Source organism: Methylobacterium sp. UNCCL125, assembly GCF_900116795.1.
Taxonomy (GTDB): domain Bacteria; phylum Pseudomonadota; class Alphaproteobacteria; order Rhizobiales; family Beijerinckiaceae; genus Methylobacterium; species Methylobacterium fujisawaense.
In genome coordinates, this window is the sequence record NZ_FPBW01000013.1 from 84,088 (window position 1) to 98,302 (window position 14,215).

Genomic DNA, 14,215 nt, shown 5'->3' on the forward strand with positions numbered 1-14,215 from the left:
CTTGGCCCGGGACGGGGCGGGTCTTCTTCTGGAGGACGGCCCGGCTCGGGCCGCCGCGACCTAAGCAAGGCCCGTGCCCGCGTCGGGGCCCGCCGCGGACGCATCCGCGCAATCCCAATGCACGATGCCGGTAACCGCCGCGCAAAGAAACGGTCCAGCTTCCGCCGCAATGCTGGCCGCATTCTCTTCGCCTCACGGTGGTCAGGGAGATCGGTGATTCGGATGCGCAGGCCAGATCAGCCCGCCCTGACGGATGCCGCGAATGGCCGCGTGTCCATGCCCTTCCTGCCGACGCTGGCCGTCGTGGCGCTCCTGGGTGTGGCCTCGCTCTACTGCCCGTCGTCCAATCCGGTGCCCCCCGGTGTCCGGGCGAGCGGATCCCCCGCTCTCGGACCCACGGATTTCGCACCGGTCGCCGCGGTGGCGTCGCCGATCCGGCCGCCGGCCGCGATCGCGTTCGCCGAGCTGTACCCTCTGGACGCTGCGGTCTCGCGGACGGGGGCCCTGCCCGTCCGTCCGGCGACGACGGCGCGGGCGACGTCCCATGTGGCGGTGGCGGGTCGGCGTCCCTGCCCGGGACGGCGCTGCCCCGAGGCGCCCCGCAGCCCGATCGATCCCATGGCGCCCGGACGCGCGGAAGCCGCCGAACCGGCCGAGGATGCGCTGCTCCCTGGGCGGGCCCTGCCGTTTGCCACCTCGGTGGTCGAGACGCTGGTCCCTGCGGCCCGGGCAGTCGGCGATGCCGCGGACTTCGTGCGCAAAGGTGCGGCGTCGGTTCAGGGCTCGGTGGCCCTGGCGGTGGCCGACTGCCTGCGCTGACCGTATCCGCGGGCCGGCCCCAAACCTCTGGATCTCCTGGGCGGACGTCCTAGGTGCGTCGCAGCGGATGGACCGAGCTTCCGTCCGCGGACCGGAGCCGGGGCCGGATGGCTGCACGCATCGAGGATTACGCGCTCGTCGGGGATTGCCGCAGCGCCGCGCTGATCAGCCGGCAGGGCAGCGTCGATTGGTTGTGCTGGCCGCGCTTCGACGCGGCCGCCCTGTTCACCAGCCTGCTGGGCACCGAGGCGCACGGCTTCTGGAAGATCTTCCCCGAGGCGGAGCACGTCGAGACCCGGTGGTCCTACCGCCCGGGCAGCCTCGTCCTGGAGACGCGGCACACCACGCGGCTCGGCGAGGTCCTGGTCACGGACTTCATGCCCGTCGGCGACGGATCGCATCTCGTGCGCCTCGTCGAGGGCGTGCACGGGCGGGTCGCCATGCGGATGGAGATGGCGGTCCGGTTCGATTACGGCTCGGCCGTGCCCTGGGTGTCGCGCTCCGAGCTGGGCGACCTGCGCGCCGTCTCGGGACCGCACAAAGTCGTGCTGCGCTCCGACGTCCATCTCAAGGGATCGGAGGCGCAGACCACCGTGGCCGAGTTCACGGTCCATGCCGGCGACCAGCACCGGTTCGTCCTGAGCTACGGGGCCTCCCACGAGGACGATCCGCCCCCGATCGAGCCGCGCAAGGTTCTCGAAGCCACGGATCAGCACTGGCGGGATTGGGCGTGCCGCTGCGCGGGCGGCGCCCCCTGGGACCGGATGCTCCAGCGCTCCCTGCTGACCCTCAAGGCGCTGATCTACGAACCCACCGGCGGCATCGTGGCGGCGCCCACGGCGTCCCTGCCGGAGGGGCTCGGCGGGATCCGCAACTGGGATTACCGGTTCTGCTGGCTGCGCGACTCGACCCTGACCCTGATCGCCCTGATGGATGCGGGCTATATCGACGAGGCCCGGGACTGGCTGGGCTGGCTGCTTCGGGCCGTGGCCGGCAATCCCGAGCAGGCGCACATCCTCTACGGGATCGGCGGCGAGCGGCTTTTGCCCGAGATCGAGCTCGACTGGCTGCCGGGCTACGAGAATTCGAGGCCCGTGCGAATCGGCAACGCCGCCGCCAGCCAGTTCCAGATCGACGTCTACGGCGAGCTGTTCGACGCGCTCTATCAGGCTCATGCCCGCGGATTGCCGGTGAGCCAGGACGGCCTGCGGGTCGGCCTCGCGATCCTCGGCCACCTGGAACAGGCATGGCGCGAGCCCGACGAGGGGATCTGGGAGGTGCGCGGCGGGCGGCGTCACTTCACCCATTCCAAGGTCATGGCCTGGGTGGCGTTCGACCGGGCCCTGCGCATGCACGAGATGCACGAATCGGGTGCCACCGAGGAGCATGCCAAGCGCTGGCGCGCCATCAAGGACGAGATCCACGCCGAGGTCTGCGCCAAGGGCTTCGACCCCGCGCTCAACAGCTTCGTCCAGTCCTATGGCTCGAAGGCGCTGGACGCGAGCCTGCTGCTCATCGCCCATACCGGCTTCCTGCCGCAGGACGACCCCCGGGTGATCGGCACCGTCGAGGCGATCGGCAAGGGGCTGATGCGGGACGGGTTCATCCTCCGCTACGAGACCGAGGGCCAGACAACCGACGGCCTGACGGGCAGCGAGGGGGCTTTCCTGCCCTGCACCTTCTGGTACGCCGACAACCTCATCGGCCTGGGGCGCCGCGACGAAGCGGGGGTGCTGATCGAGCGCCTGATCGGCATCTGCACCGATCTCGGCCTGGTCAGCGAGGAATACGACGTGCAAGCCAAGCGTCTTGTGGGTAACTTCCCTCAGGCGTTCACGCACGTCGCGCTCGTCAACACGCTGCTCAGCTATACGCGCGGCGAAGGGCCGGCGGATCGGCAGGGTGGTAAGGCCAACGGAGCCCCTCCCGCCGTCCTACGGCAGCGCGAAGCCGCGAAACGGACCGCGCGAGGCGAACTGGAAGACGCGACATCATGAGCGGTGCTGACACTCCCGCCAAGGCGGACCTCGCTGAGATCGATACGCTCAGCATCAACACGATCCGGACGCTCGCGATCGACGCGGTGCAGAAGGCCAATTCCGGCCATGCCGGCGCGCCCATGGCGTTGGCGCCGGTCGCCTACACCCTGTGGAACCGCTACCTGCGCTACGACCCGGCCCATCCGCACTGGCCGAACCGCGACCGCTTCGTGCTGTCCTGCGGCCACGCCTCGATGTTGCTCTACGGGCTGCTGCATCTCGCGGGCGTCGCGCAGAGCGACGGCGGCAACGCGCCGGCGGTGTCGCTGGACGACATCAAGAAGTTCCGCCAGCTGGACAGCCGGACCCCGGGCCATCCCGAGTACCACTTCACCACCGGCGTCGAGACCACCACCGGCCCGCTCGGCCAGGGTGTGGCCAACTCGGTCGGCATGGCCATGGGCAGCCGCTTCCTCGGCCAGCACCTGAACAGGCCGAACCTGCCGCTCTTCGACTACAACGTCTACGCGATGTGCTCGGACGGCGACCTGATGGAGGGCGTGGCCTCGGAGGCTGCGTCCCTCGCCGGCCACCTCCGGGTCGCGAACCTCTGCTGGATCTACGACGACAACACCATCACCATCGAGGGCCACACCGAGCTGGCCTTCGGCGAGGAGGTGGCCACCCGGTTCCTCGCCTATGGTTGGCAGGTTCTGCGCGTTGCGGACGCCAACGACGTGCACGCACTCGCCGGCTCGATCGAGACCTTCCTCGCCACCAACGACCGGCCGACCCTGATCATCGTCAAGTCGGTGATCGGCTACGGGGCGCCGAAGAAGCAGGGCACGTCCAAGGCCCACTCGGACGCGCTGGGCGAAGACGAGGTCAAGGGGGCCAAGCGCGCCTACGGCTGGCCGGAGGACGCGCAGTTCCTCGTCCCGGACGGCGTCCGCGAGAATTTCCGCGATGGGATCGGCAAGCGCGGCGCCGGCCTCTACGACGCGTGGCAGGGCCTGCTGAGCCAGGCCAAGGCGGCGGATGCCGCCCACGCCGAGGACCTGAACGCCTTCCTGGAAGGCCGGCTGCCGCACGGCTGGGACAAGGACATCCCGGTCTTCGAGGCCGACGCCAAGGGCCTCGCCACCCGGGAATCCTCCGGCAAGGTGCTGAACGCCATCGCCCAGCACGTGCCGTTCCTGCTCGGCGGCTCGGCGGATCTGGCGCCGTCCAACAAGTCGAACCTGACCTTCGAGGGCGCGGGCTCGTTCGGCCCGTTCTCGCCGGGCGGCCGCAACCTGCATTTCGGCGTCCGCGAACACGCCATGGGCTCGATCGTGAACGGCCTCGGGCTGTCGGGTCTGCGGGCCTATGGCGCGACCTTCCTGGTCTTCGCCGACTACATGCGCCCGCCGATCCGTCTCGCCGCCCTGATGGAGCTGCCGGTCTTCCACATCTTCACGCACGATTCGATCGGCGTGGGCGAGGACGGGCCGACCCACCAGCCCGTCGAGCAGCTGCTGTCGCTGCGCTGCATCCCGGGCCTCGTGACCCTGCGCCCGGCCGATGCCAACGAAGTGGCCGAGGCCTACCGGGTGATCTTCTCGCTGAGGAACCAGCCGGCCGTGCTCGCGCTCTCCCGCCAGCCGCTGCCGACCCTCGACCGGACCCGGTACGGCGCGGCTTCCGGCACCGCCAAGGGCGGCTACGTGCTCGCCGATTGCGACGGCACGCCCGACGTCATCCTGCTGGGCTCGGGTTCCGAGGTGCAGCTCTGCGTCGGCGCCTACGAGGCGCTGAAGGCCGAGGGCGTGAAGGCCCGGGTGGTGTCGATGCCGTCCTGGGACCTGTTCGAGCGGCAGGATCAGGCCTACCACGACTCGGTGCTGCCGCCCGCCGTCAAGGCACGGGTGGCCGTCGAGCAGGGCAGCGTCATCGGCTGGGACCGCTACGCCGGCTCCGAGGGCGCGATCATCGGCATGCACACCTTCGGCGCCTCGGCGCCGATCAAGGATCTCCAGACCAAATTCGGCTTCACCCCCGACAAGGTCCTGGAGGCCGCGAAGGCGCAGATGGCCAAGCATAAGCGGTAACAGCTGATGCGCGACGCCTCCCTCCCCCCTCTGCGGGGGGAGGGAGGCCCCGAAGGGGGTCGGGAGAGGGGAGCGACGGTGCACAGGATGGTGCCGTCCTTATATGAAGGCCGCGACCTTCCCTGAGCCCGGGTCCCCCTCTCCCGACCCTCGCTGACGCGAGGGCCACCCTCCCCCGCAGAGGGGTGAGGGAGAGCGCCCGGCAAGTAGCGGCACGCGAGACGAGGAACCGACATGAACGCGCTCAAGGCCCTGCACGACGAACAGGATCAGGCGGTCTGGCTCGACTTCGTGGCCCGCGGCTTCATCCAGAAAGGCGAACTGAAGCAGCTCGTCGAGCGCGACGGCCTGCGCGGCGTCACCTCCAACCCGTCGATCTTCGAGAAGGCGATCGGGCACTCGGACGAGTACGACGACAGCCTGAAGGCCGTTCAGGTGACCGGGGACAGCCGCGTCATCGACCTCTACGAGGGTCTCGCCATCGCCGACATCCAGGCGGCCGCCGACGTGCTCCGCCCGGTCTACGAGGCGAGCGACGGGGCCGACGGCTATGTCAGCCTGGAGGTCTCGCCCTACCTCGCCCTCGACACCGAGGAGACGCTGGCCGAAGCCCGGCGCCTGCACAAGGCGGTCGCCCGCGACAACCTGATGGTGAAGGTGCCGGCCACACCGGAGGGTATCCCGGCGATCCGGCAGCTCACCAGCGAGGGCATCTCGATCAACGTCACCCTCCTGTTCTCGCAGGAGGCCTACGAGGCCGTGGCCCGCGCCTTCATCGACGGGCTGGACGAGCGCGCGAAGGCCGGCCACGACGTCTCGAAGGTCGCCAGCGTGGCGAGCTTCTTCATCAGCCGCATCGACGTCCTGGTCGACAAGCGCCTCGACGAGAAGATCGCCGAGGCCAACGATCCCGACGAGAAATTCGCCCTGGAGCAGCTGAAGGGGAAGGTGGCGATCGCCAACGCCAAGCTCGCCTACCAGCGCTACAAGCGGATCTTCGCGGAGTCCAAGTGGACGGCCCTGGCCGAGAAGGGCGCCAAGGCGCAGCGCCTGCTCTGGGCCTCCACCGGCACGAAGAACAAGGCCTATTCGGACGTCCTCTACGTCGAGGAGCTGATCGGGCCGAACACCGTCAACACCATGCCGCCCGCCACCATGGACGCGTTCCGCGACCACGGCGTGGTGCGGGCGACGATCGAGGAGGACGTGCCCGGCGCCGAGGCCGTGATGGCCAAGCTCGCGCGGTCCGGCATCGACATCGAGGCCGTCGCCGAGCAGCTGGTGAAGGAGGGCGTGCAGCTCTTCATCGACGCCGCCGACAACCTGCTCGGCGCCGTGGCGGGCAAGCGCACCGCGCTCCTGGGGCATCGGCTGGACGGCCAGAGCCTCGTCATGGACGACACCCTCGCGGCCGAGGCCAAGAAGACCGTCGAATCCTGGCGCGCGAGCGGCTCGATCCGTCGGCTCTGGGCGGGTGACGCCTCGGTCTGGTCCGGCCATGACGAGGCGAACTGGCTCGGCTGGCTGCACATCGTCGAGGAGGAACTGGAGAAGGCCGCCGACTACGCGGCTTTCTCGGACTGGGTGAAGGCGGAAGGCTTCACCGACGTCGTCGTGTTGGGCATGGGCGGATCGAGCCTCGGCCCGGAGGTTCTGAGCCTGACCTACGGTCAGCGCGAAGGCTTCCCGAAGCTTCAGATCCTCGACTCGACCCACCCGGATCAGGTGCGCGCCCTGGAGGCGAGCATCGATCTGGCGAAGACGCTGTTCATCGTCGCGTCGAAATCCGGCTCGACGCTGGAGCCCAACGTCTTCCGCGACTACTTCCTGGCCCGCGCCAAGGACGTGCTCGGCGACCGGGCCGGCGACCACTTCGTGGCCGTCACCGACCCCGGCTCCGACATGGAGCGGGCCGCGAAGGCGGACGGGTTCAAGCGCATCTTCTACGGCGTGAAGCAGATCGGCGGGCGCTACTCGGTGCTCTCGGCCTTCGGCCTCGTGCCGGCGGCCGCCATGGGCCTCGACGTCAAGGCGCTTCTGGAGACGGCGCGCATCATGGTCCGTTCCTGCGGCCCGGCGGTGCCTCCGGCCCAGAACCCAGGCGTGCTGCTCGGGACCGCCATGGGCGCGGCGGCGCTGGCCGGCCGCGACAAGGTGACGATCGTCGCCTCCCCGGCGATCGCGAGCTTCGGCGCCTGGGCCGAACAGCTGATCGCGGAATCGACCGGCAAGCAGGGCAAGGGCTTGGTTCCCGTGGACGGCGAGCCGGTGGGCGTTCCGGCGGTCTACGGGCACGACCGATTCTTCATCTATCTCCGCCTCGACGGCAACGCCGAGGCGGCGCAGGACGAGGCCCTGCGGGCGCTGGAGCGGGACGGCCACCCGATCGCCCGCATCACCCTCGATTCGGTCGAGCAGCTGCCGCAGGAATTCTACCGGCTGGAGATGGCCACCGCCGTGGCCGGCGCGGTGATCGGCATCAACCCGTTCGACCAGCCCGACGTCGAGGCCAGCAAGGTCGAGACCAAGAAGCTGTTCGCCGAAGCCGAGGCGAGCGGCGCCCTCCCCGCGGAGACGCCGCTCTTCTCGGATGATGCGATCGCCCTCTACGCCGACCCGCAGAACGCGGACGGGTTGAAGCAGGCGACCGACGGCCTGGAGCCTGCGCTCAAGGCGCAGATCGCCCGGCTGAAGGACGGCGATTACCTCGGGCTGCTCGCCTACGTGCCGCGCAACGCCGAGGCCGCCGGTATCCTCCAGGAGGCGCGGATCGCCGTGCGCGACACCCGCAAGGTGGCGACCTGCCTGGAGTTCGGGCCCCGGTTCCTGCACTCCACCGGTCAGGCCTACAAGGGCGGCCCGGATACCGGCGTGTTCCTGCAGATCACCGCGGATCCGTCGCAGGACCTGCCGATCCCGGGCCGCTCCCTCGGCTTCGCCACCGTCGTGGCCGCGCAGGCGCGGGGTGATTTCGCCGTGCTGGCCGAGCGGGGCCGGCGGGCGCTGCGGGTCCACATCAAGGGCGACCTCGAGGCCGGGCTGAAGCGCATCGCGGCGGCCCTCAAGGCTGCCGTGGCGTAGGCGCCGGAGGTGGGGGCGATTCCCGATGAGGCTCAGCGGTCCCGTCTGCACCACCCCCACCCCTGACCCCTCCCCGCACGGGGGAGGAAAACCCCCGAGGAGATGACGGCAATGCAACTCGGCATGATCGGCCTCGGCCGGATGGGCGGCAACATCGTCCGGCGTCTCCTGCGCGACGGACACACGGCCGTGGTGTTCGACCAGAACCCGGAGGCCGTCGCGGCGCTGGTGGAGGCCGGCGCGGTCGGCGCATCGAGCCTGGAGGATCTGGTCTCCAAGCTGGAGGTGCCGCGCGCGGCCTGGGTGATGTTGCCGGCCGGCGCGATCACCGAGCAGGCGGTCCAGACGCTGTCGGGCCTGATGCAGGCGGGCGACTGCGTCATCGACGGCGGCAATTCCTTCTATGGTGACGATGTCCGCCGTGGGCTCGCTCTGAAGGAGAAGGGCCTGCACTACGTGGATGTCGGCACCTCGGGCGGCGTCTGGGGCCTGGAGCGCGGCTACTGCATGATGATCGGCGGCGACACGGAGACCGTCGACCGCCTCGACCCGATCTTCAAGACCCTGGCGCCGGGCGTCGGCGACATCCCCAAGACGCCGAACCGCGAGGGGCGCGACCCGCGCGCCGAGCAGGGCTACATCCATGCCGGGCCGACCGGTGCCGGCCACTTCGTCAAGATGGTCCATAACGGCATCGAGTACGGGCTGATGCAGGCCTATGCCGAGGGTTTCGACATCCTCCGCCACGCCAATGCCCAGGAGCTGCCGGCCGAGCGCCGCTTCGACCTGAACATGGGCGACATCGCCGAGGTCTGGCGGCGCGGCAGCGTCGTCTCGTCGTGGCTCCTCGACCTGACCGCCCAGGCGCTGGCGGGCGACGAGCAGCTCACCGACTTCTCCGGCTACGTGGAGGATTCGGGCGAGGGCCGCTGGACCATCAACGCCGCCGTCGAGGAAGGCGTCCCGGCGACGGTGCTCTCCGCCGCCCTCTACCGCCGCTTCCGCTCCCGGGAGCACGCGAGCTACGCCGACAAGCTGCTCTCGGCGATGCGCAAGGGCTTCGGCGGCCACCAGGAGCCGAAGGGCTGAGCCGGACGCCTCGGGCCGCCCGCAGACCGACCCGTCCGACCCCCGAAGCCGCAGGGCCGTCACCCATGAGCCTTCCCGTCGGAAGCCACATCCTGAAGGATCCGGAGGCGGTCGCCCGCGCGGCGGCCGAGCGGCTCATCGAGGCCTGCGGCGAGAGCCGGTCCGAGCGGATCGCGATCTGCCTCTCGGGCGGTTCGACGCCCAAGGTGCTGTACGGCCTGCTCTCGGGGCCGGACTACGCGACCCGGCTTCCCTGGGCGCGAATCCACTGGTTCTTCGGGGATGATCGCGCGGTGCCGTGGGACGACCCGCGCAGCAATGTCCGGATGGTCCGGGAGGCGTTCGGGCACGGTGCCCCGATCCCGCCGACGCACCTCCACTTCATCCCGTCCGACGCAGGCGCGGACGCGGGCGCCCGCGCCTATGAGCGGACGCTTCTCGACTTCTACGGCGCCGAGCGCCTCGATCCGGCGCGGCCGCTGTTCGATCTCGTTCTGCTCGGCCTCGGCGAGGACGGGCACACCGCCTCGCTGTTTCCCGGCACGCCTGCCGCCGACGAGGCCCGGCGGCTCGTCGTCCCCGTGCCCGAGGCCGGCCTGGAGCCGTTCGTCCCGCGGATCAGCCTGACGCTGCCGGCGCTCGCCTCCTCGCGGCACGTGCTGTTTCTGGTCACCGGCGCCGGCAAGCGGGCGCCCCTCGCCCGGCTCGCCGCGGGCGAGAGCCTGCCTGCCGGCCGTGTGACCAGCACGGGCGCCGTGGCGTGGCTGCTCGACGAGGCCGCGGCCGGCTGACACCCTCGGTGGTTCTCGCCGGCGGCATCGCGGGCTCATCCGCCGCCTTTTCCCGGCAGGAACCGATCCCCGGACAGCTATGGCGTCGGGACGGCCGGACGTTCGCCGACGGCACGCCCGATTCCGTCACGACGGCATCGGCTTCGCCGGGATAGCGGAGGGCGCGCAACGGGATTTCGTCCGATCGCCGCGTGGCGCAATCCCATTGCTCGCTCGGGCGACATCGCGGTTAAGAACGCAACCCCGCGCCGTCAGGCCTGCGGTACGCTTCGCGCAGCCTCGTGAAGGGCGCCGCGTGAAGGGCGCCGAAGGAGACCCGCCGATGCCGCAGACGACCATCTCGACCGAAGTTGAGGCGATGATGGCGAGCCTCGCCCGTTCCGCGGGCCGCTCGCCGGAGGCCTATCTGGCCACGGCCCGGGCCACGCTGGTCCGCATCCTGAACGAGCCGGATCTCCTCGACCCGTCGCGGCTGGTCGGCCGCGGTCCGGGCCTGAGCCGCAATCTGCTGTTCGGCACCAAGGCGATCAGCGTCTGGGCGATGGTGTGGGCGCCGGGCGCGGTGACGCCGGTCCACGACCATCACTGCTCGTGCTGTTTCGGCCTGCTGCGCGGCCGGCTGCGGGAAACGTGGTACCGCCCGATCAGCGAGACCCACGCGGTGGCGACGCAGGACGTCGTCCGCGAGCCCGGCTTCGTCGCCTGCATGATGCCGTCGGGACCGAACCTGCACCGGATCGCCAATGACGGGCCGGACGCGGCCGTCTCGATCCACGTCTACGGCTACGACCACCGGGCGCAGGATTCGTCGATCCACCGGACCTACGCGGTCGCGGCGGGCTGAGTCGCGCCGCGGAGCGACCGCGTCACGTCACGTAGATCGTCGGGACCGCGGTCGTGTACTTCATCTCCTCCATGGCGATGGAGGAGGACAGGTTCGAGAAGTCGAGCTTGGCGATGAGGCGCTGGTAGACCGCGTCGTAGGCCTCGATGTCCGGCACCACGATCCGCAAAAGGTAGTCGATCTCGCCGGTCAGGCGCCACGCCTCGACGATCTCCGGGAAGCCGGCGACGACCCGCCGGAACGCGTCGGACCAGTCGGCGGCGTGACGGGGCGCCTTCACGGCCACGAACACCGTGGTGGGGACGTTGACCTTGCGGCGATCCACCAGGGCGACCCGGCGCCGGATCACGCCGGAGGCCTCCAGCTTCTTCACCCGGCGCCAGCAGGGGGCTGCGCTGATCCCGACCTGCTCGGCGAGTTCGGCCACCGGGAGGGTCGCGTCCTGCTGGAGGAGGTCCAGGATCTTCCGGTCCACCGCGTCCATGCGAACGATGCTCCCGTCGACGGCTCCGGGCCGGATTACAACGCGAAGTGCTTCGAGAGCTTGAGGCCCTGGGCCTGGTAGTTCGACCCCGCCCCCGCCCCGTAGAGCGTCTCCGGGAGGTCGAGCATGCGCTCGTAGACGAGGCGGCCGACGATCTGCCCGTCCTCCAGCAGGAACGGCACGTCGCGGGAGCGGACTTCCAGGACGGCCCGCGCCCCCTCCCCGCCGGCTCCGGCATAGCCGAAGCCCGGATCGAAGAAGCCGGCGTAGTGGACCCGGAACTCGCCCACCAGCGGATCGAACGGCACCATCTCGGCGGCGTGGTCCGGCGGGACCTGGACCGCTTCCTTGGAGGCCAGGATGTAGAATTGCCCGGGATCGAGGATCAGGCTGCCCGATCCGTCGGCCGCCAGGGGCTCCCAGAAATCCGCGGCGCGATGACGGCCGGGGGCGTCCACGTCCACGAGGCCGGTATGGCGCTTCGCCCGATAGCCGACGAGGCCGTCGAAGCCGGATAGGTCCACCGAGACCGCCACACCGCCCTGAAGGGACGGACTGCCCACGTCGACCAGCGCCGAGCGGGCATGGAGCAGGCCGAGCTCGGCCTCGGTCAGCCGTGGCGCCCCGCGGCGGAAGCGGATCTGCGACAGGCGCGAGCCGGTCCGCACGAGGACCGGGAAGGTGCGCGGCGAGATCTCCGCGTAGAGCGGCCCGTCATAGCCGGGCTCCACCTGATCGAAGGCCTCGCCCCGGTCGGTGATGACTCGGGTGAAGACGTCGATGCGCCCGGTCGAACTTTTGGGGTTGGCCGCCGCCGCGAGGTCGCCCGGCAAGGCGAGGCTCTCCTGCAACTCGGCGATGTAGACGCAGCCCGTCTCCAGGACGGCACCCGGTCGCAGGTCGACGGCGTGCAGCGACAGCCGGTCGACGCAGGCCTGGACCGTCCGGCCGGAGCCCGGCAGGAAGCTCGTCCGCACCCGGTAGGCCTTGGCGCCCAGGCGCAGGTCGAGGCTCGCGGGCTGGATCTGGTCGGGCGCGAAGGGCGTCGCGGCGCGGATCCCGCCCGCCCTGGCCAGGGCGGCGATCGCCTGGGCCGGCAGAATGCCGGACCGGCCATCCGCGCCCGAATCGGCGGCTCCCGTGGCTGCGCCCGCGTTCATCGCGCCCATGACTCCTTCGCGCGCCCGGCAGGTCCGCGTCGGAGAGCGTTGTCGGCCGGGACCCGCTAACGCGGGCTTAACCGCTTCCGAGGGCCGCGTCATGTCGGCGCCGCGACCCGGCCGGTCGCGGCGCCCGGCCCGCGGCCGGGATCGGGACGACGCGAGGTAGTCCGCCGCAATTGACGGCGATTCCGCCGCCTACTACGACCGGCCAGGAAGCGCGTTCCTTTCGGCTTCTGCGAATCGCACAGTCCGAAGAAGGGCCAAATAGGGCGATGTACAAGGCCGAGACGCGGGGAATTAGTGTGACCGTGCAATCTCGCTTCGTCGAGGAGGAATCCTCGCCGAATGAGAGCCGTTACTTCTTCGCCTACACGGTCGAGATCGTGAACAACGGCAGCGAGCAGGTTCAGCTGCGCTCGCGGCATTGGCGCATCATCGACGGCCACGGCGCCTGCCAGGAGGTGCGCGGCACCGGCGTGGTCGGGAAGCAGCCCGTGCTGGAGCCGGGCGAGTCCTTCTGCTACACCAGCGGCTGTCCCCTCAACACGCCCGACGGGTTGATGGCCGGCAGCTACACCATGGCGACGGTGGCCGGCGAGAGCTTCGAGGCCGAGATCCCCGCCTTCTCCCTCGACAGCCCGCACGTCCGCCGCAGCCTGCACTGAGGTCCCGGCCCGGGGCCTCGCCCCGGAGGAATCCATGTCCGCGACCGGCGAGCGGCTCAGCCCGCTCGACATGCTCGCCCGCCTCGTGTCCTTCGACACGGAGAGCGACAAGTCCAACCTCCCGCTGATCGAGGCCGTCTGCGATTATCTGGGCGGCTGGAACGTCCCGTATCTGCATCTGCCGAACCCTGGGGGCGACAAGGCGGCCGTCCTCGCCACGATCGGGCCGATGGTCGATGGCGGCGTCGTCCTGTCCGGACATACCGACGTGGTGCCGGTGACGGGGCAGGCCTGGACCAGCGACCCGTTCACGCTGCGCCTTGCCGACGGCCGGGCCTACGGACGGGGCGCGGTCGACATGAAGGGTTTCGACGCGCTGGCCCTGGCCCTGGTGCCCGACATGCTCGCCGCCGGCCTGAAGCGGCCGATCCACATCCTGCTCTCCTACGATGAGGAGACGACCTGTCTCGGATCCATGGACGGGATCGCGCGGTTCGGCGCCGACCTGCCGCGGCCCGCCGCGGTGATCGTCGGCGAGCCCACCGGCATGGAGGTGGCGGACGCCCACAAGAGCATCGTCACCTGCCTCACCACGGTTCACGGCCATGAGGCCCATTCGGCCCGTCCCGCCCTCGGGGCGAACGCCGTCTCGGCCGCCTGCGATCTCGTGGCCGGCCTCAACCGGATCGCCGATCTGATGATCGAGCGCGGCGACCCGTCCGGGCGGTTCGACCCGGCCTCGACCACGGTCCATGTGGGGACGATCCAAGGCGGGACCGCCCGGAACATCCTGGCCAAGGAGTGCCGCTTCCTCTGGGAGTATCGCGGCCTCCCGGATCTCGACCCGGCCGAGATTCCGCGCCTCTTCGCCCAGGAGGTCGATCGGGTCACCCGCGAGCGCCTGAACCGCTACGGCGCGTATGGGCGGATCGAGACCCTCGAGGAGGTGGACATCCCGGGCTTGGCCCCCGAGCCGGGCTCGGAGGCCGAGCGGCTCTGCCTGCGTCTCGCCGGACGCAACCATACGGTCGCCGTCCCCTACGCCACCGAGGCCGGACGGTTCCAGGCGGCGGGCCTCCCGACGGTGGTCTGCGGCCCCGGCGACATCGCCCAGGCGCACCAGCCCGACGAGTTCATCACCCTCGACGCCCTCGGCCAGGGTGAGCGGTTCCTGCGCAACCTGATCGAGGCGTGTGCGTCATGAACGCGA

General features: G+C 70.5%; 11 protein-coding genes. 9 read left to right on the forward strand and 2 right to left on the reverse strand.

Going from position 1 to position 14,215, the window contains the following annotated elements; translation table 11 throughout:
• The first annotated feature begins 222 nt into the window (after nucleotides 1–222).
• The 7 genes from BM396_RS14935 (at nucleotide 223) to BM396_RS14965 (ending at nucleotide 10,693) form a co-directional block, all read left to right on the forward strand.
• Nucleotides 223–819 (forward strand): hypothetical protein, encoded by a 597-nt coding sequence (locus BM396_RS14935; RefSeq protein ID WP_043385014.1) that lies wholly within the window; start codon nucleotides 223–225, stop codon nucleotides 817–819.
• Nucleotides 820–926: 107 nt separating this feature from the next.
• Nucleotides 927–2,816 (forward strand): glycoside hydrolase family 15 protein, encoded by a 1,890-nt coding sequence (locus BM396_RS14940; protein ID WP_043385017.1) that lies wholly within the window; start codon nucleotides 927–929, stop codon nucleotides 2,814–2,816.
• Nucleotides 2,813–4,888, forward strand: coding sequence for a transketolase (tkt, locus tag BM396_RS14945; protein ID WP_043385020.1), 2,076 nt, complete (start codon nucleotides 2,813–2,815; stop codon nucleotides 4,886–4,888). The genes BM396_RS14940 and tkt overlap by 4 nt, the downstream gene beginning before the upstream one ends.
• Before the next feature lie 234 nt (nucleotides 4,889–5,122).
• Nucleotides 5,123–7,969 carry a bifunctional transaldolase/phosoglucose isomerase gene (locus tag BM396_RS14950; protein WP_043384165.1) on the forward strand — a complete coding sequence of 949 codons (2,847 nt, stop codon included), beginning with the start codon at nucleotides 5,123–5,125 and terminating at the stop codon, nucleotides 7,967–7,969.
• A gap of 111 nt (nucleotides 7,970–8,080) precedes the next feature.
• The gene (gene gnd / locus BM396_RS14955; RefSeq protein ID WP_043384168.1) at nucleotides 8,081–9,058 is read left to right on the forward strand and encodes a phosphogluconate dehydrogenase (NAD(+)-dependent, decarboxylating); all 978 of its coding nucleotides are present in this window, start codon (nucleotides 8,081–8,083) and stop codon (nucleotides 9,056–9,058) included.
• A 65-nt stretch (nucleotides 9,059–9,123) separates the two neighbouring features.
• Complete coding sequence (gene pgl / locus BM396_RS14960; protein ID WP_043384171.1) at nucleotides 9,124–9,849, forward strand: 6-phosphogluconolactonase; 726 nt, start codon at nucleotides 9,124–9,126, stop codon at nucleotides 9,847–9,849.
• Nucleotides 9,850–10,171: 322 nt separating this feature from the next.
• Entirely contained in the window at nucleotides 10,172–10,693 is a 522-nt protein-coding gene (locus BM396_RS14965) for a cysteine dioxygenase (RefSeq protein WP_043384173.1), read from the forward strand.
• A 22-nt stretch (nucleotides 10,694–10,715) separates the two neighbouring features.
• On the opposite strand, the gene BM396_RS14970 is transcribed toward BM396_RS14965, so the two are convergent.
• A complete protein-coding gene (locus BM396_RS14970; RefSeq protein ID WP_043384177.1) occupies nucleotides 10,716–11,177 on the reverse strand; it encodes an Lrp/AsnC family transcriptional regulator in 462 nt (153 codons plus the stop codon).
• A gap of 35 nt (nucleotides 11,178–11,212) precedes the next feature.
• Entirely contained in the window at nucleotides 11,213–12,337 is a 1,125-nt protein-coding gene (locus tag BM396_RS14975; RefSeq protein WP_043355214.1) for a 2'-deoxycytidine 5'-triphosphate deaminase, read from the reverse strand.
• A gap of 275 nt (nucleotides 12,338–12,612) precedes the next feature.
• On the opposite strand from BM396_RS14975, the gene apaG reads away from it, so the two are divergent.
• Nucleotides 12,613–13,005: a Co2+/Mg2+ efflux protein ApaG gene (apaG, locus tag BM396_RS14980; RefSeq protein ID WP_043355208.1), complete on the forward strand. Its 393-nt coding sequence runs from the start codon at nucleotides 12,613–12,615 to the stop codon at nucleotides 13,003–13,005.
• Nucleotides 13,006–13,039: 34 nt separating this feature from the next.
• A complete protein-coding gene (argE, locus tag BM396_RS14985; protein WP_043384180.1) occupies nucleotides 13,040–14,209 on the forward strand; it encodes an acetylornithine deacetylase in 1,170 nt (389 codons plus the stop codon).
• Nucleotides 14,210–14,215: the final 6 nt, after the last annotated feature.

Coding starts and splice junctions, on each gene's coding strand:
- BM396_RS14940 (WP_043385017.1), top strand. CDS start 927: ATGGCTGCACGCATCGAGGATTACGCGCTCGTCGGGGATTGCCGCAGC.
- BM396_RS14970 (WP_043384177.1), bottom strand. CDS start 11,177: ATGGACGCGGTGGACCGGAAGATCCTGGACCTCCTCCAGCAGGACGCG.
- argE (WP_043384180.1), top strand. CDS start 13,040: ATGTCCGCGACCGGCGAGCGGCTCAGCCCGCTCGACATGCTCGCCCGC.
- BM396_RS14975 (WP_043355214.1), bottom strand. CDS start 12,337: ATGAACGCGGGCGCAGCCACGGGAGCCGCCGATTCGGGCGCGGATGGC.
- pgl (WP_043384171.1), top strand. CDS start 9,124: ATGAGCCTTCCCGTCGGAAGCCACATCCTGAAGGATCCGGAGGCGGTC.
- BM396_RS14935 (WP_043385014.1), top strand. CDS start 223: ATGCGCAGGCCAGATCAGCCCGCCCTGACGGATGCCGCGAATGGCCGC.
- apaG (WP_043355208.1), top strand. CDS start 12,613: ATGTACAAGGCCGAGACGCGGGGAATTAGTGTGACCGTGCAATCTCGC.
- gnd (WP_043384168.1), top strand. CDS start 8,081: ATGCAACTCGGCATGATCGGCCTCGGCCGGATGGGCGGCAACATCGTC.
- tkt (WP_043385020.1), top strand. CDS start 2,813: ATGAGCGGTGCTGACACTCCCGCCAAGGCGGACCTCGCTGAGATCGAT.
- BM396_RS14965 (WP_043384173.1), top strand. CDS start 10,172: ATGCCGCAGACGACCATCTCGACCGAAGTTGAGGCGATGATGGCGAGC.
- BM396_RS14950 (WP_043384165.1), top strand. CDS start 5,123: ATGAACGCGCTCAAGGCCCTGCACGACGAACAGGATCAGGCGGTCTGG.